The 19320-nt window shown below is 37.6% G+C and carries 19 protein-coding genes; 6 read left to right on the top strand and 13 right to left on the bottom strand.

Going from position 1 to position 19320, the window contains the following annotated elements:
- Window positions 1–391 precede the first annotated feature (391 nt).
- The 6 genes from R3F25_10845 to purM all read right to left on the bottom strand — a co-directional run bounded on the left by R3F25_10845 (window position 392) and on the right by purM (window position 5752).
- The gene (locus R3F25_10845; GenBank protein ID MEZ5497302.1) at window positions 392–742 is read right to left on the bottom strand and encodes a phasin family protein; all 351 of its coding nucleotides are present in this window, start codon (window positions 740–742) and stop codon (window positions 392–394) included.
- A gap of 135 nt (window positions 743–877) precedes the next feature.
- A complete protein-coding gene (locus R3F25_10840; GenBank protein ID MEZ5497301.1) occupies window positions 878–1810 on the bottom strand; it encodes an MBL fold metallo-hydrolase in 933 nt (310 codons plus the stop codon).
- A gap of 172 nt (window positions 1811–1982) precedes the next feature.
- Window positions 1983–3404 carry an exodeoxyribonuclease I gene (sbcB, locus tag R3F25_10835; GenBank protein MEZ5497300.1) on the bottom strand — a complete coding sequence of 474 codons (1422 nt, stop codon included), beginning with the start codon at window positions 3402–3404 and terminating at the stop codon, window positions 1983–1985.
- A complete protein-coding gene (locus tag R3F25_10830) occupies window positions 3401–4075 on the bottom strand; it encodes a hypothetical protein (protein MEZ5497299.1) in 675 nt (224 codons plus the stop codon). The genes sbcB and R3F25_10830 overlap by 4 nt, the downstream gene beginning before the upstream one ends.
- Window positions 4068–4700 (bottom strand): phosphoribosylglycinamide formyltransferase, encoded by a 633-nt coding sequence (gene purN, locus R3F25_10825; protein ID MEZ5497298.1) that lies wholly within the window; start codon window positions 4698–4700, stop codon window positions 4068–4070. Before purN ends, R3F25_10830 begins: the two co-directional genes overlap by 8 nt.
- Complete coding sequence (gene purM / locus R3F25_10820; protein MEZ5497297.1) at window positions 4700–5752, bottom strand: phosphoribosylformylglycinamidine cyclo-ligase; 1053 nt, start codon at window positions 5750–5752, stop codon at window positions 4700–4702. Before purM ends, purN begins: the two co-directional genes overlap by 1 nt.
- Before the next feature lie 174 nt (window positions 5753–5926).
- Here purM and gltX point away from each other — a divergent pair, with 174 nt between their 5' ends.
- The 6 genes from gltX to R3F25_10790 all read left to right on the top strand — a co-directional run bounded on the left by gltX (window position 5927) and on the right by R3F25_10790 (window position 13051).
- The gene (gene gltX / locus R3F25_10815; protein MEZ5497296.1) at window positions 5927–7336 is read left to right on the top strand and encodes a glutamate--tRNA ligase; all 1410 of its coding nucleotides are present in this window, start codon (window positions 5927–5929) and stop codon (window positions 7334–7336) included.
- Entirely contained in the window at window positions 7333–8043 is a 711-nt protein-coding gene (locus R3F25_10810; protein ID MEZ5497295.1) for a class I SAM-dependent methyltransferase, read from the top strand. Before gltX ends, R3F25_10810 begins: the two co-directional genes overlap by 4 nt.
- On the top strand, window positions 8031–9206 hold the full coding sequence (locus R3F25_10805) for an NAD(P)/FAD-dependent oxidoreductase (GenBank protein MEZ5497294.1): 1176 nt from the start codon (window positions 8031–8033) through the stop codon (window positions 9204–9206). The genes R3F25_10810 and R3F25_10805 overlap by 13 nt, the downstream gene beginning before the upstream one ends.
- Before the next feature lie 77 nt (window positions 9207–9283).
- The gene (locus R3F25_10800) at window positions 9284–10786 is read left to right on the top strand and encodes a nucleoside transporter C-terminal domain-containing protein (protein MEZ5497293.1); all 1503 of its coding nucleotides are present in this window, start codon (window positions 9284–9286) and stop codon (window positions 10784–10786) included.
- An 18-nt stretch (window positions 10787–10804) separates the two neighbouring features.
- Window positions 10805–11692 (top strand): 5'-3' exonuclease H3TH domain-containing protein, encoded by an 888-nt coding sequence (locus R3F25_10795; GenBank protein ID MEZ5497292.1) that lies wholly within the window; start codon window positions 10805–10807, stop codon window positions 11690–11692.
- A 60-nt stretch (window positions 11693–11752) separates the two neighbouring features.
- A complete protein-coding gene (locus tag R3F25_10790; protein MEZ5497291.1) occupies window positions 11753–13051 on the top strand; it encodes a sigma-54 dependent transcriptional regulator in 1299 nt (432 codons plus the stop codon).
- Here R3F25_10790 and R3F25_10785 read toward each other — a convergent pair.
- From R3F25_10785 to R3F25_10755, 7 genes are all read right to left on the bottom strand, one after another.
- Entirely contained in the window at window positions 13019–14053 is a 1035-nt protein-coding gene (locus R3F25_10785) for a glycosyltransferase (protein ID MEZ5497290.1), read from the bottom strand. The genes R3F25_10790 and R3F25_10785 overlap by 33 nt on opposite strands.
- An 86-nt stretch (window positions 14054–14139) precedes the next feature.
- Window positions 14140–15450: a tetratricopeptide repeat protein gene (locus R3F25_10780; protein MEZ5497289.1), complete on the bottom strand. Its 1311-nt coding sequence runs from the start codon at window positions 15448–15450 to the stop codon at window positions 14140–14142.
- A 3-nt stretch (window positions 15451–15453) separates the two neighbouring features.
- Window positions 15454–16062, bottom strand: coding sequence for an energy transducer TonB (locus R3F25_10775; GenBank protein MEZ5497288.1), 609 nt, complete (start codon window positions 16060–16062; stop codon window positions 15454–15456).
- A gap of 18 nt (window positions 16063–16080) precedes the next feature.
- Window positions 16081–16494 (bottom strand): biopolymer transporter ExbD, encoded by a 414-nt coding sequence (locus R3F25_10770; GenBank protein ID MEZ5497287.1) that lies wholly within the window; start codon window positions 16492–16494, stop codon window positions 16081–16083.
- Window positions 16495–16534: 40 nt separating this feature from the next.
- Entirely contained in the window at window positions 16535–17062 is a 528-nt protein-coding gene (locus R3F25_10765; protein ID MEZ5497286.1) for a MotA/TolQ/ExbB proton channel family protein, read from the bottom strand.
- A gap of 15 nt (window positions 17063–17077) precedes the next feature.
- Complete coding sequence (locus R3F25_10760; GenBank protein ID MEZ5497285.1) at window positions 17078–18427, bottom strand: MotA/TolQ/ExbB proton channel family protein; 1350 nt, start codon at window positions 18425–18427, stop codon at window positions 17078–17080.
- Window positions 18427–19209 carry a DUF3450 domain-containing protein gene (locus R3F25_10755; protein ID MEZ5497284.1) on the bottom strand — a complete coding sequence of 261 codons (783 nt, stop codon included), beginning with the start codon at window positions 19207–19209 and terminating at the stop codon, window positions 18427–18429. Before R3F25_10755 ends, R3F25_10760 begins: the two co-directional genes overlap by 1 nt.
- Window positions 19210–19320: the final 111 nt, after the last annotated feature.

The raw sequence follows: 19320 nt of genomic DNA, 5'->3' as shown, positions 1-19320 counted from the left end.
CAATTCACAATATCAAACAAAAAGTAATTTATTGATTTAGAAGATAAATATCTGACTTTGTCTCAATTCTAACAATACTTGTCCTATTTTAAGAACTATTATTCCAACTGGTTTTTATAATGAACACATAAATAATTTAACTTATTTGATAAAGTTTTTGAATATTTTACGCGTATATAGATAAGAGCAATATTTGATTATATTAAATCCCATTCTTCTCTTTGACCCATTTAATTTGACTAAAGTCTGTCCTCCCAAATTGATAATTTGGCCAAATGGGAGGATAGGCTTTTTTAATTTCAACTAAGGCTTTCACAAATCGCAGGCAAAAAAATGCAACCTTCCTTGGCTGCATAGGGGACACATCTTGGGCAAATGCCCTAATTTGTGATTAAGCGGCTTTCTTGTTCAATTCTTTTACAAGAGTATCCACTTTAGAAGTCAGAGCTTTGATATCTTTAACTGAAGGAATTTCAAATTTTTTCAGTGCTTTTTCGATACGAGTCTCAAACAAATTCTCAACTTTACTGAACTGTTTATCAGCAACTTTACGAATTGTGTTTAATTTCTTCTCAGCTTTACCTGACACTTCTTTAACAGTTTTCTTAGACTTAGTTTCCAAGTTTTTGCCTTCTTTCAATAAAGCGTCATACGCTTTAACAGCTTCTTTTTGTGCTAAAGACACAACACCTAAGCCAGCTAACCAAATATTATTGATTGAATTTTTGAGTTCTTTTTTCATCTTATCCACCACTAATGTATGTGTTTATTGTTTCGTTGTGGTGTATATTAAGGAGAATTTCTAGAGCAAACACACTAAAAAAGAAATTATTTCATTTTTTAAAGAAACTGGAGTTTTTATACTTGAATAATTAAGTTACAACTCGATTTTATCACCCACTTTTGCAATATTATATCCTTCTGATTTGACGTGATTGCTTTCGGGACTTTCTGAGTTAAGTAGTGGATTTGTATGGTTCATGTGAATAAACCAAACTTTGCTTTTGTCGCTTTTTGGTAGGTGTTGAAGTGTTTGCATCGTTTCTGTCACAAAAGGATGTGGAATTTGAGACATGTCCCGACCCGGAATTTCACCATTTGCATAAAAAGTAGCATCAAGAAGTGCATAATCAACTGACTGAATCAGTTCAGAAATACTAGTTTTCCAAATATTCCATTTGTTTATATCCGGTATAAAAATAGCGGATTTATTAGGGCCTTGTATTTTATATCCAACTGTTTCTGAATACTCATCACGATGAGGAACCAGAAAAGGAGTCACTTTTACTGTATTTAAATCAACTTCTTGCTGATGCAGAATTGGTTTGATTGCAATATTCTGATAGCTGACTAACTGACTCCAAGGCCCATTTGTTTTCAAGAACTCCGACATTTTAGGCATTGCAAACACAGGAACTTGAGTTGCTCCCATTGATTCATGCCCTAAAAACATCAAACCGGTATAATGACCAATATGAGCGTGTGTCAGGAAGATTCCAGAAAATTCATACTCACGCGTTGGAGCTTCGACTTCCAACTCGTACAATTGCTCAGGGAAATTAGGTGTCGCCTCGAACATGTATTTCTTTTTTGACTTCGGGTCAATTAGTCCCAATGAAACCACTGGTTTACGAAGTTCTTTATCTTTCCAACCGGGAATACAATGAGGTTTATAGCAACCAGCTTGTGGATATCCAGCGTCCTGAGTAACTCCCAGAACATATAAATAAGGCACTGTGTCGCTATCTGCTAAACAACTACCATAAAACAGATAACATAATAAGATACAACTATAAAGTTTGTTTTTCATCGTAAATCATTATCTGATTTTTTTGAATAAAATCAATACTAATAAGTACCGAATAATCCCTTTCCTGAGTTGGCCTTACATAAATCACATATTCACTTTGGTTCAGATATACAAATACTTTTTCTTTATTTTATATCTAACAGTACTGTTCATCTCAAATATAACAATGTACTTACAACTGAGTGAGTTGCTCTTTTGTATAGTGTTCTACAGCATCTAACAATACTTGATGAGATGGTTCATTAAATTGGGTGCGTAACAAGCGGATTTTTTCAAATAACAATGCCGCATTTTCTCCAAAACGATACGTCATTCGGGTTTGAATATCATTTAGCCATTGACTGGCTTCTGAACTTGTCAGGCCGTCAGGACAATTTCTGGCCCGATAACGAAACAATAACTGATTGGCTCGCTTATCTTTGAAATTAAACTTATATTTTTGTAGCTCGCTGATGTTAATTCCTCGAATCTTGTTAAACTCACTTTTGTCCTGTGGTGTGAAAAAGCCCGAATAAAGCATGGCGTCGACGTCTTCGTTATCAGAATCAAATGGCTGATTGAAAACTTCTGCAACTTTGGCCGAAATATCACCAAATTCCTTAAACTTCTCCAAGTTTGCTTTATTTGCCGGATAATCAAGTGAAATTCGTTTTAAATCCACATCCTTTAACACACTTAAAGGAGCCACAAATGGAGATTTATTGGCATGAATGGTTTTTAAAGAGATACGAGGACAATCTTCGGGAAGTTCGTCTTGAGGTGTGAAAATACGATCCCGAATATCTTCGATATCCAATTCAAATAAATCCTCAGGATCAAAAGCTAAATCATAACAAATGATTCCATTGGAATTGGTTGGATGAACAGCTAACGGCAACATGATTGCCAGACACCCTCTTTCAGCAGGAATTTTATTGGAAACATGGACAATCGGTTTCATAAATTGCCAGTTCAGCAGGCTTTTCACATAATTTTTATCCCTGAGTTTCAGACCATAGGCAAACAAATCAGGCTGGTGTCTTTTAACCAAACCGGCAACCTGAATAGTCGCTTCCACATCACTCAGTGCATCATGTGCGGCGGTGTGAGTCAGCTGATTGGATTCTGTTAAATCGGTTAATTTAAAACTCGGTTTACCGGCTTCATGTTCCGGCCAGTTGATACCATCCGGTCTTAAAGCATAACAGGCTCTGAGCAAATCAATCACGTCCCAACGACTATTACCATTCGCCCATTCTCGCAAATAAGGATCAATCAAGTTGCGATAAAAACCATAACGAATAAATTCATCATCAAAACGCATGGAATTGAATCCGGTCACGCACGTTTTAGGTTGGCTGAAAATTTGATTGATTTTTTCAAAAAAATCTCTTTCGCTCATCCCTTTGGAGTTACATTCTTGCGGAGTGATTCCGGTGATTAAACACGATTCGGGATCAACAAATGTATCCAGAGAGGTTTTACAGTAAAACATATCCGGTTCTGATATCGGATTGAGATTAATATCGGTACGAATTCCGGCAAATTGAGCCACTCTATCATACTGCGGACTGATACCGAATGTTTCCAAATCGTACCAGTAAAACGAACTCATGAATTAAACTTTATTTCGATTAATTTTGTCTCAACAGCATCCTCATCCTCTTCCTTGTGATAAGTTCTTACAGGAAGACATTGACGAGTCTTATCGAGCCAGGTTTTGGTTACTCTGGATGGTTTTGAATGAACTCTATCTATTTCAACAATTCCGTTTTCTTCACTGATAATTTTGAATTGATACAAGCTGATTTCACCATTCTTCAATATTGGATAATTCAACTCGGTTTTACCATCACAAATATCATTTGCTAAGTTCAAACTCACTAAATTTGGGGTGCTATAAGCATCCTTTGGAATTTCTAATTGCCACTGGTTGTCTTTTGTTATTCCTTGAATGGTGTTGGTTTCAACATCAACATGGTATTCTGAGGTGCGTTTGTTAAAAGCCACTTTTTGAGTCATTTTGTAGGATTTTGGTTGGAAAACGCCTTCCGCATCTAAAAATACAGTTTCTTCTGAGCGTTTAAACCCAAGAAATGATGCCATTCCGTGAGTTCCGTCTGTTTTATCAGACATGACAAAATCAACTCCCTGTTGACTGAGCTGTAATGTGTTGTAGCCAATTTCTTTTCCATCTTTAAAGACCTTATAATCGGCCTTGAACAAATCCAAAGCTGATAATGAGAAAGACTGAAAAAGAAATAATATGAGTATTGGTTTATTCATTAAAAATTACCGGTTCCGTTAATTTTTCACCATCAAGGTACAATTCATCATCTTGCCATGTTACACGATTGGCAGCAATAAGCCCTATTGTATAAGGGAAAAGTGAATGTTCCCTGACTAAAAGCCGTGTTGCTAAAGAATCTGCATCATTACAGCCTTGTGTTTCAATAATAGTTTGTGAGATTCGTTGTCCGGCATCCAGTTCTTCATTGACATAATGAACTGTTGCTCCGTGAAATTCATCACCATTGTCTAGTGCTCTCTGGTGAGTGTGCAATCCCGGATATTTGGGTAATAAGGAAGGATGAATGTTGATAATTTTATTTTTATACGCTTTTGTGAAAGCTTCGGGCAAAATCTTCATAAAACCGGCTAAAACAATCAATTCACATTGCTGTTGGGAAATTTGTTCTTGTAAATGCTGAAGCTCTTTATCTTCTTTATCCCATTGAAATGTATAAAAAGGAATATTGGATTCATGGGCAAAGTCCAAACCTTTGGCAGATTCTTTATTACTGACAACCAAAACCACTTGATAGTTGTATTTTGACTGATTACGAATAATCGATCCCAGATTACTCCCTGTTCCTGAGATAAAAACAGCAATTTTAAGCGGAGAAGACATTAGTCTTGTAATTCCACTTCGGCTGTATTTGATTCATGAGAACGAACGAAGCCAATTTCCCAGCAATCAATTCCTGATAAGAGGAGTTGTTTCATACACTCTTCACTATCCGATTTTTTGGTAATAACAACCATTCCGATACCACAATTGAATGTTCTTAGCATTTCAGTTTGTGATAAATTGCCTTTTTCCTGTAACCAGTTAAAAATTTCAGGCATTTGCCAAGACGATAAATTCAACGTGATTGCTAAACCATCGGGAATTACACGAGTGATATTTTCCAACAATCCACCACCGGTGATATGAGCAATGCCATTGACTTCAACGGCTGAGTCTAATAACTCCAGGATGGGTTTGACATATATTTGTGTCGGTTGCAGTAACTTCTCGCCAATTGTGCTATCACCCATTGGAGAGTTTAAATTGGTATTATTGACTTCTAATACTTTTCTGATTAGCGAATAACCATTGGAATGCGGACCGGATGAAGCAAGTCCAATTATCACATCATCTTCTTCAATGTTTTCGCCGGTAATTGCGTTGTCTTTTTCCACAACTCCAACTACAAATCCTGCTAAATCGTAATCTCCTTTGGCATACATCCCCGGCATTTCTGCAGTTTCTCCACCAATCAGGGCACAACCCGACTGTCTGCAACCATTGGCAATGCCTTGAATCACAGAAGCCGCCTCATCAGTGTTCAACTGACCACAAGCATAATAATCAAGGAAAAATAGCGGTTCAGCACCTAAAACTACAATGTCATTGACACACATTGCTACTAAGTCAATTCCAATAGTTGAATGATCATTCATCATTTCTGCTAGTTTTAATTTTGTTCCGACACCATCGGTCCCGGAAACCAAAACGGGGCTTTTGTAGTTCAGTTTGGATAAATCGAACAAACCGCCAAAACCACCTATGCTTCCCATGACTCCTTCACGGTTTGTGGTCTTGATGGCCGGTTTAATCTTTTCAACCAGCTCATTCCCTGCATCTATATCCACACCGGCATCTTTATAACTGAGAGATTTTTTATTCTCGTCGCTCATATTTTGTATTTTTAATAAAAAAGCAAATTTTACCTTTTAGACTGATGGATGGAAAGCCAAGTAACTATCTAATTGGAAAAACATAAACAATTTCACCAAAGCAACTCATGCTTAAATGTAATTTACCAAGCAATTTGGTATTATGCCGCTTGATTTATTTTTGATACTAATTTTATGACTGTTGTGACCCGATTCGCTCCTTCTCCAACTGGATATTTACATGTTGGAGGTGCCAGAACCGCATTGTTTTCTTATCTTTTTGCCCGAGCAAACAAAGGAAAGTTTATTTTGCGTATCGAAGATACCGATCGTGAGCGCTCTACTCAAGAATCGGTTGATGCGATTTTTCAAGGAATGGAATGGTTAGGTTTGGAACATGATGGTGAGGTATATTTTCAAACACAGCGATTCGACCGTTATAAAGAGAAAATTCAACAATTGTTAGACGAAAGTAAAGCCTATTATTGCACTTGCAGTAAAGAAAGACTGGACGAAATTCGTGAAAAGCAAATGCAAAATGGAGAGAAACCTCGTTATGATGGCAAATGTCGTCACTTAAACTTGCCAAACAGTGATGATGCGGTGGTTCGGTTTAAAAATCCGACTGACGGCGATGTGGTCTTTGATGATTATGTTCGTGGAGTGATTACTACATCTAATAAGGAACTGGATGATTTGATTATTGCTCGTCCGGATGGCACACCGACTTATAATTTTACAGTGGTTATTGATGATGTGGACATGCAAATTTCACACGTCATACGAGGTGATGATCATATCAATAACACTCCAAGACAAATCAACATTTATCATGCCTTGGGCGCTGAATTGCCGAGATTTGCTCATTTACCAATGATTTTGGGTGACGATGGTGCTCGTTTATCCAAACGTCATGGAGCAGTGAGCGTGATGGAATATGCCAAAAACGGTTATTTACCGGAAGCGGTATTGAATTATCTGGTGCGTTTGGGTTGGTCTTATGAAGACAAGGAACTGTTTACCAAAGATGAAATGATTGAGCTGTTCGACTTGAAAAAAGTCAATCGAGCTCCCTCCTCTTTCAACACTTCCAAACTGGATTGGATTAACCAACAATACATCCAAAATGCTGACACATCTCGTTTGGCGGAGTTATTGAAAAATCGTTATAATGACTCAGGAATCCAAGTTCCTCAGAACTTAAATCTCAATCAAGTTGTAGAAATGTTCAAAGCTCGTTCAACAACTATCAATGCGATGGCGGATTCTTCGCTTTTCTTGTTGCAGGATATCACCGAATACGATGAAAATGCGGTTAAAAAAGTTTTCAAAGAATCTGCTATTGAACCATTACAAACTTTAATCACAAAGTGTAATGAGATAGACGATTGGAGCAATGCAGACTTGCATGGATTGATTGAAGAAACTGTCAATGATTTACAAGTTGGTTTTGGTAAAGTCGGACAACCGCTTCGTGTCGCTTTAACAGGACAATCATCCGGACCTGCCAATGATGAAATCATGAAAATTCTTGGTAAAGAAGAAACATTGAAACGCATTCAACAAGCGTTATCTGTTGTCAAAGAAAATATCACTAATCAATGATTGCAATGAAGCCCGATACAATTTCTGACAGAACTTGTCCAGAAAGCGAAACTCTAAATGAAGTTCTTGATTTTGATAACAAAAACATTTTGGAATTGGGATGTGGAAAAGCTCAAATCACTCGTCAGATTGCCACTACGGGTTTTGACAGAAAGATTGTTGCCACTGAAGTTGATACTATTCAGCATGAAAAAAATCTGGAAATTTCAGATTTGCCAAATGTTGACTTTATATTGGCTGGTGCTCAGGATTTGCCATTTGATGATAATAGTTTTGATATTATTTTAATGTTTAAGTCATTACACCATGTTCCACAAGAGTTAATGCAAAAAGCTCTTTCTGAAGTTTCTCGTGTATTAAAGCCAAAGGGAAAAGCCTATATTTCCGAACCGGTCTTTGCCGGCGATTTTAATGAAATCCTCAGGCTTTTTCATGATGAAGAAATAGTCAGAAAGGCTGCTTTCGAGGCGATTGTGGAAAGCATTAATAAAAAAGAACTTTCACTCATTAAACAAATCTTTTTTAACACTCCCAGAGTTTTTAAAGACTTTGAAGAATTTGAGCAAAATGTCATCAATGTCACTCATACCGAGCATCAAATCTCCGATGAGTTGATGCAAAAAATCAAATCCAAATTTAAAAATCACCAGACTGAAAAAGGTGCATTTTTCACCTCGCCTATCAGGGTGGATTTATTAACAAAGTAGATGTAATCATTATCGGTGCCGGAGCTGCCGGTTTGATGACGGCAATTTCTGCCGGCAAAAGGGGCAAAAATGTTCTGGTACTCGACCATGCCAATAAAGCCGGAAAAAAAATTCTGATGTCCGGAGGTGGTCGATGTAACTTCACCAATCTGGATATTCAGCCGGAAAATTATCTTGGATCGAATCCGCACTTCCATAAATCTGCATTATCACGATATACACAATGGGATTTTATCTCTTTGGTGGAAAAACACAATATTCCCTATCATGAAAAAACTCTGGGGCAATTATTTTGTGACAACAAATCCAAGGACATTCTGGAAATGCTTTTATCCGAGTGCGAAGATGTGCAATCCAAAATCAGACTCAATTGCAACGTGCTTGAAGTTGTAAAAACAGACAATCAATTTGAGCTCAAAACATCACTTGGTTTATTTACCTGCGAATCTTTGGTGATTGCAACCGGTGGGTTGTCAATACCAAAGATGGGAGCCAGCGGTTTTGGTTATGAAATTGCCAAACAGTTCGGTCATACTGTTATGCCAACATCAGCAGCTTTGGTTCCCTTTACGATCACAGACCAACTCAAACAATTTCTCAATGAATTATCCGGAACGTCTCAGGATGTTTCTGTCACTTGTAACGGACAAAGCTTTCGTGAAAACATGCTTTTTACCCATCGTGGTTTAAGCGGACCGGCAATCTTGCAAATTTCAAGTTACTGGAATTCGGGAGATACTATTGAAATCAATTTGCTACCTGATGAAGACGTTTTAGCGTTTGCTGAAAACAGTTCGAATAAATCGTTGGAACAAATTCTAAACCAACTTTTCAGTAAAAAGCTCTCCACTATTCTTTGCGAATTATTTTTCAACCAAATCCGCTCGAAAAATTTTGCAGAAATTTCAAAACAAAAAAAAGCAGAAATCCACAAACAAATTCATCATTGGCAAATCAAACCTAATGGAACGGAAGGCTATCGAACTGCTGAAGTCACCAAAGGTGGAGTGAACACCGATGAGGTCTCCTCAAAAACTTTTGAAAGCAAACTCGTCAAAGGTTTATTCTTTGTTGGTGAAGTTCTGGATGTCACCGGACATTTAGGCGGATACAACTTCCAATGGGCCTGGTCATCAGGGCATGCTTGCGGTCAGTTTGTATAAGTGAATTAACACATTCATTTGACTTGATAAATTATCGCAAACTATAATGTTTATTCAAATTTTAGGGTAGAAAAATAATGACAGAGTTAATTGCTTCACAGGGGATTAATTTCACTTCCATTTCTCGTGGCATTATTGGCATGATTGTTTTGATTGTCATTGCTTATATTTTTAGCTCCGATCGCAAATCCATTTCATGGAAAGTCGTTGGCATCGGGTTATTTATGCAGTTGCTAATTGCTGTCGGCGTGCTGTATGTTCCATTTGTTGCTGCATTTTTTGATACCGTCGGACAAATGTTCGTTAAAGTAATGGATTTCACCAAAGCCGGAACCAGTTTTTTATTTAACTCTTTCACATCCGGTCAAATTGAAAGTCCGCTGATTAATTTTGCAATCATGATATTGCCAACCATTATTTTCTTCTCTGCGTTAACATCAGTGCTTTTCTTTCTGGGAATCATTCAAAAAATCGTTAAAGCATTAGCTGTAGTATTAACTAAAACTTTAAATATTTCCGGCGCTGAAAGTTTATCGGTCGCAGGTAATATCTTTCTCGGTCAAACGGAAGCTCCTTTGATGATTAAAGCGTATCTGGAGCGTATGAACCGTTCAGAAATACTGCTGGTTATGATTGGTGGTATGGCAACCGTTGCCGGTGGTGTATTGGCTGCTTATGTGAGTTTTCTCGGTGGGGATGACCCAGTTCAACAGGCTTTTTATGCCAAGCACTTGCTCAGTGCATCAGTTATGGCAGCTCCTGGAGCCATTGTGGTTGCTAAAATTCTCATGCCACAAACTGAAAAAATTGACAGCAACATTGAGGTTTCAAAAGAAAAAGCCGGTTCTAACTTTTTGGATGCTATGGCATCAGGAACAACTGATGGTTTGAAATTAGCTGTAAATATCGGTGCGATGCTTTTGGTGTTCTTCGCATTTATTGCTATGGGTAACTATATTTTACAAGTCTTGGGACATTTTACTTCATTCTTGCATTGGATTGTCGCTGCCGTATTCGCAGCCGGCGTTAGTTATTACAAGCGTGAAAATATTCCGGTATTCAGAAACTTCTTCATGAACTTCTTTGGAGTTTTAGTTGCGGTCGTTCTCTATCGCTACATCATGGTACTCAATGTTGATGGTTACACATTTGGAAATTCTATCAGTCAATGGATTGCTACTCATACCAACTATGACAAGTTGTCTATGGAGTTTATTCTTGGATATACTTTTGCACCTTTAATGTGGCTGATTGGCGTTGCCAAAGAAGACATTACCATTCTTGGACAGTTGCTTGGTATTAAATTGATTGCTAGTGAATTTGTCGGTTATATCAACTTGGCTGAGTTTAAAAATGTAGCTTCAGCCATGCATTTGTCTTATGAAAAATCAGTACTGATTGCAACGTATATGCTTTGCGGTTTTGCCAATTTTGCTTCTATCGGTATTCAAGTTGGCGGAATCGGACATTTAGCTCCAAATCAGCGAAAACGTCTTTCTGAGTTTGGCATTAAGGCTTTAATCGGTGGAACATTGGCATCATTACTTTCTGCCAATTTCGCAGGAATGTTAGTCGGATAATTTATCAGTTAATCTGTAATGTCGGAAAAGCAAGCCTATCTCATTGATGCTAGTATTTATGTTTTTAAAAGTTATTACGTCAATTACGGAAACTATACTGCCAGCAATGGAGAAAACATCAATGCGGTTTATGGTTTCACACGATTTCTGACAGATTTCATACACAAAACAAAAGCACAGCATATCGCCTGTGCTTTTGATGAATCTCTGGAATCCTCTTACCGCAACGAAATTTATCCTCCGTATAAAGCCAATCGTGATCCGGCTCCTGAAGATTTAAAGCGTCAGTTTAAATTGTGTCAGGAAGTTGCCAATGTTTTAGGCATTAGCACTTATAGTGATGGATATTACGAAGCCGATGACCTGATTGGAACTTTGGCACATCACCACCAGAAACAAGGTTTTCGTAACCACATCGTTTCAGCCGATAAAGACTTAGCACAATTAGTTGGCGAGAATGATACTTGGTGGAATTATGGAAAAGACGAGCCTATGAACCCTGATCTCATCAAACAAAAATTTGGTGTTTATCCACATCAAATTGCAGATTATCTGGCACTTTGCGGAGATAGTGTCGATAACATTCCCGGGGTCTCAGGCATTGGCATTAAAACAGCAATTCACTTAATCAACCATTTCGATACTTTGCAGGATGTTATGGACAGAAACAAAGAAATCGCTTTTTTAAGTATTCGGGGAGCTAAATCCTGCCAAAAGAAAATTGCCGATAATCTTGATCAGGCAAAACTGGCTAAATCACTGACTGAAATCAGAACGGATATTCCACTTGAGAACATAGACATTCGCCGTAAGCGAATTAATACTGAAAGAATCAATCAGCTATTCGATTTTCTACAACTCGGGCCAATGTTGCGAAGACGAATTTTGGATTTGCAAAAAATTTAGGTTTTAAAAACTAACATCATGCAGTAAGATATTATATTAAGCAATATTCACTCAAACAGTATGTCAAATGTTAAGATTTTAGTTGTCGATGACGAACCGGATATTTTGAAGCTCCTTGAGATGACCTTGAATAAAATGGGTCTGACAGTTTATACGGCTCCAACTCTGGGAGCTGCAAAAAGTGTGCTTGAGAAAAACACTTTTCACTTTTGCTTAACTGACATGAAATTGCCTGATGGCAATGGTATCGAACTGGTTGAGCATGTACATAAAAACTTTCCTAAAACTCCGATTGCTGTAATCACTGCTTATGGAACCATTCATCATGCAGTTGAGGCATTAAAGAAAGGTGCTTTTGATTTTATCAGCAAACCGATTAGTTTGCAGGTATTAAGGAATTTGGTTGCCAATGGCATCAAAGAATTCGAGTCACCAACAAATGAAAACTCAACACCCAAAGGAAAAACCAAACTGGCAGGTTCTTCTGAATATATTCAATCCATTAACAAATCCATTGCAAAATTAGCAAAATCACAATCGACTGTTTATATCGAAGGACCCAATTGCACATCTAAGAAATTCATTGCTCAGTGCATCCATAATTTATCTCGAAGAAATGATAAAGAGTTCATCAGCTTTGATTGTATAGAAGATCAAAATGATTCTCCTGAGATGAGTGAATATGAACGCTTAATTGCTGTTTTAACCGAAGCGAATGGCAGTACCTTGTTTATGGAAAACATTGGATTTCTCAAAATTTCCACGCAATCGAGTTTAGCTAAAATTCTTCATGATAAATCATTTACCAATGAGGACAACGAGAAAGTCAATCTGGATGTCCGCTTCATCGTCACTTGCAACCATAATATTGATGAAGCAGAAAAGCTGGATAAATTCAACAGTGAACTGATGGAGAGAATGACCGTCATAAAACTTTTCACTCGACCATTGGCTGATCATAAGGATGATATACCTGGATTGTCTAAAGCCATTCTGACTGAATATGCTGAAAAATGGCAGCAACTTCCGTGCAAAATTGATTCTCAAGCGTTGCATACGCTGTGTTCTTATAATTTCCCCGGGAACATACTGGAACTTAAGAGTATTCTTGAGCGAGCGGCGAATGTTTGTGAGAATGATATTATTCGCGAAACTGATCTTGGGTTCGATGATAATCAACAACCTAAATTGCTTTCACAAAGACATAATAAAAATCTTGAAGAGTACATTAACGAAATTGAAATTCAGGAAATCACCAATGCTTTAAAACTGACAAACAACAATAAAACAGCAGCAGCTAAGGTATTGGGAATTAGTTTCAGAGCTTTAAGGTATCGTATTAAAAAACTGGGACTGTGAGAATAAGGCATCCCATTGCTGAAAAACAAAATCTTCATTGAAGTTTTCTTTGTATTCAACTTTTGGCAAGTCATTTTGCCAGCTTTTCAGCGTATTAATAATTTGTTGTGAGTTTGTTGCATCAATCAAATTATTATTCGAGTGCAAAATTTCTCGTGCTGAACCGATATCATGTGCCAATACCGGTATGCCAAGAGCATTGGCTTCGGCGTAAATCAGCCCAAATGTTTCCGCAAAAGTGTTTTGTGGATAGAAAATACAGAGTGATTCTGCAACATGTTTCATCATTTCATGATAAGGCAGTGAACCTAAGACAATAATATTCTTATTCTCTGCTTGAATATCAGAAGTTTTATAACCTGGATTAGCTATGAAAAGTTTCATTTCCGGCATTTCCCTGATGACTTCGTTAAAACAGTTGATGACCTGTTCCAAACCTTTATTCGGTGATGAAAAAAACAACAGCTTATTTATATCTCTCGTTTTTTTCGGTGATTCTGGTTTAGTTATTGGATTGTAGCAAAATTTAACATTTGTTTTTTTACAGATTAGTGTAAAAAATTTACCTAATATATTCTGATTTAATATCCTGTTAATACTTTTTTTGTGAGTTTCTGAATTACAAATTACAGTAACATCATTTTTGGCAAATCCACATCTCTTAAATATATATTCAAAATTTTTATATGTATGAATCCACAAAAACAATTTGGCGTGAGGAAATAATCCTCTGATTTCTTTTAATACCTGATATTTCCGTAAGACAACCACATAGTCTGCATTGTGCTGAGAAATACTCCTTTTCGAAATAAATGCCAGAGAATCACTAACTACCTCATCTTCTTCCCTGTATTTTTGAGCTACGAAAACTTTATATTTATTTGATAGAATTTGTGCTGTTTTTATGATACTGGCTTCTGTTCCTCCAATCGCTTTTTCTTGAAGTGTTTTGAGGTTATATGCCTGTGGATAAGTATTATCTAAAAATAAAACAGTTTTCATATCAATAATTTGGGTTCTATCTACTCCAAACAAAAAAGGCTGAACACAATAAACGGTTCAGCCTTTTTAGATTAAGTAAAAAGTAACTAAATCTCTTTGTTATTTTCTTCAGATTCAAGAGTTTTCTTAGTTTTTTCTTCAAGTTCAAATTGACTTTTTTCCAGGTCTTCAATCAATTTAATCTCTTGTAAAGTATGCTTTTCCCAAGCTCTCGCATCTTTCAAAATCGATTTTGTTTCTTTAGCTTGTCTGAATGCCTGCAATGCATTGTGGTGTTGTTTCAGATTTGAATACGACATTCCCATTAACAAATAATTGTTCCCGGGATTCTTTAATCCACCTTTCTCTGCCGCTTTCTTAGCTGCTTCGGCTGCTTTTTTATAATCGCCGGCATCAAAATATACACCTGCTAAGCGAGCAAACAATTTTCCGCTTTCTGACAATCTTGCTGCTTCTTCCAAAACAGGAATGGCTTTATCATGCTGATTCGCTTGTGCCCATGCATTACCCAGTGTTTCGATATTCTTCTGTGTTTTCTGGATAATACCGTCATTCATGCCTTTTTCTATGATTTTTGCAGCTTTGTAAGGAACTTCAGCACCAAGAAACATGTAAGCCAGATTGAGGATTTCATTTTCTTTTTTCAAAGAATTATTTAAATAGATTGAATCGAAAACAGTCAAGCGACGCATGTCTTTACCCATCTCTCCATACATTCCTGCAAGCTGTTTTAAATAATCAACTTTAGGATAATATTTAACGAGATCTTCGTATGTTTTTGCCGTATTTGGATAATCCCCTTTGTCATAATATAAAGCTGATTTCAGACGTAACCAATTTTCCTTGACTTGTCTTCCGGCGGCTTTTTCCAGCTCAATCGCTTTATCAACATTAGACAATGCCAAATCAAAATTTCTTTTCTGATAATGCGCCTGAGCTAACATGATATGCGCTGTTGGAGTTGGCTTTTCCACGCCTTTTAGCCATTCGTTCATGTATTTAATGCATGAGTCATAATCTTCTAACTGAAAATAGAGCTGTGCTATGGTGTACTTTGCCTGAAGAACCAACTGATCGGGAGTTTCCTCAATTGCAATCACTTCCTTATAGGCTTTAATAGCATTTGCATAATCTTCTTTGGAAGCATAGATGAAAGCATAAAAGTTCCACATTTGGGCTTTACCATAACCTTCAACTTTGCCACGGTTTTTAATCCCATCAAGAACTCCCAAAGCTTCATCATGATTACCAGCTTCTGTTAGTTCTTGAGCTTTCATCAACTTCTCAAAAGTCTGAGCATCAATAGCACCAGTCGCCTTTGATTTTTCATCCCGAGCTGCCTGTACACTAAATACAGTTAAAAAACAGGCTATTAATAATACTTTGATTGATTTCATAGACTACTCCGCCAGTTTAAAGACGATTCGGGTTCTGACACCATGAACTTCTTGTGGCACTCCGTCAACAACACGAGGTTTGTATTTGTAACGAAGAGCAGAACTGATTGCAGAACGATTAAAAATACTTGCCGGTTCTGCTTCAATCACTACAGGATCTTTCACTGTTCCTTGTTTTGTTACTGTATATTCCAGTATTACATAACCTTCAATCCCACGAGATGCGGCACGTTGTGGATATTGTGGAGCCACTTTAACAATTGGTAAATACTCTCCATCAGAAGCCGACAAACCGGTTCCAATACTCAAATCCAAGTCTGCTTTCATATTTCCCGGAGCACTGATCGCACCAATATTGGAGTCGGCATCAATTTGATCGAAATCCTGTTGAGGAATCTCCGGTGGTGGTTGTTCATCCGGTTTTGGTTTTTCAGGTTTCTGAACCTCACGGTTCGCCATTCTTTCAGCCTCAGGCATTAGAATTTCCGGAAGCTTGATACGAGCTTCTTTATCCAATGGTGAGTCACTGAACTCAATCAACGCAACCATCAAAGTGATTAAAGCTGCTGTTACAGCAAAAGCTACAGGAAAAGTAATTAAGGCTCTTTTCATTACCATCTTATTCTCCTCTTACTTTTTATCGACTGCGAGTGATACTTTTTCGTTCCCCACAACTTCTCTGGCTGCATCTAATACTTCCGTGAATGTTTTCACGGTTGCATTCTTATCAGATTGTATAACGACGCCGCCCTCAGGATTTTCTGCATGAAGACGTTGAATATTCGCCTTAACTGAGCGCACATCCACACGACGTTTATCAATCCATACAGAATTATCGGAATTGATTGCAACCAAAACGGTTGTATCACTTTTTTCATTCGCAGTGCTGGCTTCCGGACGATTGACTTCAACTCCGGATTCCTTGATAAAAGTTGCTGTCACAATGAAAAATATCAACATAATGAATACAACATCAAGCATTGGTGTCAAGTCAATGGCACCTTCGTCTTCACTGGCAGCTTCAGAAATAAAACTTCTACGCATAGTTTTTCTCTTTTAGTTTCTCTTAAAATTAGAGTATCTGCTATTCAAAAGTCAGATGCTCTTCTGTTAATTTATTTTCTTTCTCAGCTATTTGAGTCACAAAAGTGTTGGCAAAAACACCTGACAATGCAGCAACCATACCTGCCATTGTCGGAATCGTTGCTCTTGATACTCCGCCTGCCATAGACTTAGCATCTCCGCCACCTGTGATAGCAAGTGCGGAAAACACTTCAATCATACCTGTAACCGTCCCTAACAAACCTAATAACGGACAAAGCGCAATCAAGGTTTTAATTAAAGGAATGTTTTTGTTAATTTTAATCTGAGTTTCAGATACGAGTTTGTCCCGAATCGCATGAGCATTCCAAGATTTATGCTCACCACGAGAGTTCCAGGTTTTTAAGACTTTGTCAAAATCGTTTCTATAACCAAATTTAAAATATAAAAGTTTATCAAGTATCATGACCCACATAATAAAGGTGGTCGCGGCAATGACATACAATACCGGACCTCCTTTATTAAAGAAGTTGTTTATAGCCTCAAATGCATCTTGTAATAATAAAAGCATGGCCGTCCCTCCGGGTTATTTCTGCTCTGATCTCTCAGCCAGAATTCCGGCACTTTGCTCTTCCAAAATATGCATAATTCCTTTAGCTTTACCGCTCAAGAAAGTATGTAACAACAAAGTTGGAATCGCTGCGACCAAACCAAGAACCGTAGTAACCAATGCACTGGAAATACCACCCGCCATCGCTTTTGGATCGCCGGCACCAAATATTGTAATTGCCTGGAACACAATAATCATACCTGTCACTGTACCCAACAGACCGAGGAGCGGAGCAACCATTGAGATGATTTTTAACAAAGGAATCCCCTTGTTAATTGCCGGTTTTTCTTTCAGAATTGCTTCACCCAAACGCAGTTCCAAAGTTTCGATGTCCGTATTATGATGAGCCTCTGCTGCTGAAAGAACTCTTCCAAGCGGATTATTATTTGATAACTCTTTAGACTTAAGTTGTTTGTTTACTTTTGCTGATATTCCACTCAGTACAATAAATCTCCAGATAGCCAGTAAGATACCAAATACTGCAATACCGGTAATGATATAACCAACCAGCTTACCTTGATGCCATCTCTCTTCAATTGTTGGAGAATTGATTAAAGCACTCAAATATCCGCCACCGGCCGGACCTGTCGGATCAATCCCAAGTGGAGAAACGCCAGATGTTGATGATTGGAATGCAGCAGCACCGGCTTGATAATCTTCAGGCTGTCTTGCCAGTACTGACAAATTACCGGTATCCGGTTCATAAGACAAATAGTTGCCATTGGAAACTAAATTAAACAAACCAACTCTGACAACTTCCTGACTGCCTTGAGTTCCGACTTTGGTGTTGTATTTAACCACACGACCGGATTCAGTAATTTCTCGGTGCATTTCAAACCAGACCTTTTCAATTTCTTCCATGGAAGGCAAGTCTGTTGAACTGTTCATTTTTTTAATCAAAGTGTCAAGAAATTCAACACGTCCCGGAAATTGAGTACTGGTTAAAGAGCCTTTGAAAGTTTCACGCAGTGCGCCAGCTGTTGAAGTCAAATGACCAAAAAGTTCTTTCAATGAACCTAATCTTTCGTCGCGCTGTTTCCTTTTTTCTTCAACGGCAAGTTCATTTTCGTTGAATTGTTTTTCCATCTCAGCAGATTTACTTTCCAAAGCGGCTATTTCTGCTTTGGCTTCACGAATCATACGTTCTTGTTCTTGCTTCTGCTGAATGAACTCTTGTTCTCTTCTCTTATTATCTTGATTATCTGCGGCACGACCTGCTTTGACTTTGTTGAGCAAATCATCCATAGAAAGGCTTTCATCAGCTATAGCGAGTGATGATACAGAAAATAAGAAAGCTGCTAATGTCATAATTTTTGCGATTTTCATTATTTTGCCACCCCTGGAGCTGCAATTGGTAAAGTCATGACGTCAATTGTGGCTTGTTTGTTCGCCATTTTGATGCCATTTTTGATTGAATTTCTGTAAGTGCCGTTATCTAAAGCTATCCATTTTTTAGAATCCTTATCATAAACAGCACTCAATTTTGTGTCTTTAGTTTGAGCAACCATTGCAATGCGACCAACTCTCAGGATGTCAACCTCATGCTCTTGCCCATCAACATTAATAATTTTTGAATAGGAATCAATCTTACGACCGTATTCATCTTCAATTTGATAAACTTCAAGAATTTGTCTGAATTTTTCTGAAATATCTACATCAGCTCTTTCGATATTTTCCTGCATGAATAACACTCTTTCTGCACGTTCTTGCTCGTTAAACGGCATGTCTAACTCAACAAATTGAGCAATTCCATCAATCATTTTCATGATTAATGGCAACATTTGTCGCTCAATAACCGCAACTTGTGCCGTTGACGCTTCAAATTTTTCAATTAATTGAAGTTGACTGTCGATTTGTGTTTGCAATTGATTGTTATAAACTTTTAAACCTTCAATCTGTTTTAGCAAGCTGCGATATTCAACCAGCCTTGCTTGTGAAGAATCGACAATGGCATCAACCTTTGCTTGTGACTTGCGTGCCTCTTCTACTTTAGCTTCACCGGTTTTTACCACATCTTCCAGTTGTGCATAACTGACTGATGTCACACCGACAATCATTGCTAAAGCCAGAGACTTTCTAAAATTAACAATTTTTGTGCTTATCTGCATTGTTTTCTCTCTAAGTTTCTTGAAATTATTTTGTATTTTTAAGATCGCGTTATTCTAAACTATCCCACCCACTTAAAAAAGTGCCCGTTGAATACAAACAACAGGCACTTT

This window comes from Gammaproteobacteria bacterium (assembly GCA_041395445.1).
GTDB lineage: Bacteria > Pseudomonadota > Gammaproteobacteria > Xanthomonadales > Marinicellaceae > NORP309.
Note: the sequence above shows the minus strand (reverse complement) of the source record. Positions and strands in the feature narration are given on the sequence as shown.

Excerpts from the sequence above, each read along its gene's own strand:
- purM (MEZ5497297.1), bottom strand. The coding sequence starts at position 5,752 with ATGAGCGACGAGAATAAAAAATCTCTCAGTTATAAAGATGCCGGTGTG.
- sbcB (MEZ5497300.1), bottom strand. The coding sequence starts at position 3,404 with ATGAGTTCGTTTTACTGGTACGATTTGGAAACATTCGGTATCAGTCCG.
- R3F25_10765 (MEZ5497286.1), bottom strand. The coding sequence starts at position 17,062 with ATGCTTTTATTATTACAAGATGCATTTGAGGCTATAAACAACTTCTTT.
- R3F25_10830 (MEZ5497299.1), bottom strand. The coding sequence starts at position 4,075 with ATGAATAAACCAATACTCATATTATTTCTTTTTCAGTCTTTCTCATTA.
- R3F25_10770 (MEZ5497287.1), bottom strand. The coding sequence starts at position 16,494 with ATGCGTAGAAGTTTTATTTCTGAAGCTGCCAGTGAAGACGAAGGTGCC.
- R3F25_10780 (MEZ5497289.1), bottom strand. The coding sequence starts at position 15,450 with ATGAAATCAATCAAAGTATTATTAATAGCCTGTTTTTTAACTGTATTT.
- R3F25_10760 (MEZ5497285.1), bottom strand. The coding sequence starts at position 18,427 with ATGAAAATCGCAAAAATTATGACATTAGCAGCTTTCTTATTTTCTGTA.
- R3F25_10795 (MEZ5497292.1), top strand. The coding sequence starts at position 10,805 with ATGTCGGAAAAGCAAGCCTATCTCATTGATGCTAGTATTTATGTTTTT.
- R3F25_10810 (MEZ5497295.1), top strand. The coding sequence starts at position 7,333 with ATGATTGCAATGAAGCCCGATACAATTTCTGACAGAACTTGTCCAGAA.
- R3F25_10800 (MEZ5497293.1), top strand. The coding sequence starts at position 9,284 with ATGACAGAGTTAATTGCTTCACAGGGGATTAATTTCACTTCCATTTCT.
- gltX (MEZ5497296.1), top strand. The coding sequence starts at position 5,927 with ATGACTGTTGTGACCCGATTCGCTCCTTCTCCAACTGGATATTTACAT.
- R3F25_10775 (MEZ5497288.1), bottom strand. The coding sequence starts at position 16,062 with ATGAAAAGAGCCTTAATTACTTTTCCTGTAGCTTTTGCTGTAACAGCA.
- R3F25_10785 (MEZ5497290.1), bottom strand. The coding sequence starts at position 14,053 with ATGAAAACTGTTTTATTTTTAGATAATACTTATCCACAGGCATATAAC.
- R3F25_10840 (MEZ5497301.1), bottom strand. The coding sequence starts at position 1,810 with ATGAAAAACAAACTTTATAGTTGTATCTTATTATGTTATCTGTTTTAT.
- purN (MEZ5497298.1), bottom strand. The coding sequence starts at position 4,700 with ATGTCTTCTCCGCTTAAAATTGCTGTTTTTATCTCAGGAACAGGGAGT.
- R3F25_10755 (MEZ5497284.1), bottom strand. The coding sequence starts at position 19,209 with ATGCAGATAAGCACAAAAATTGTTAATTTTAGAAAGTCTCTGGCTTTA.
- R3F25_10790 (MEZ5497291.1), top strand. The coding sequence starts at position 11,753 with ATGTCAAATGTTAAGATTTTAGTTGTCGATGACGAACCGGATATTTTG.
- R3F25_10845 (MEZ5497302.1), bottom strand. The coding sequence starts at position 742 with ATGAAAAAAGAACTCAAAAATTCAATCAATAATATTTGGTTAGCTGGC.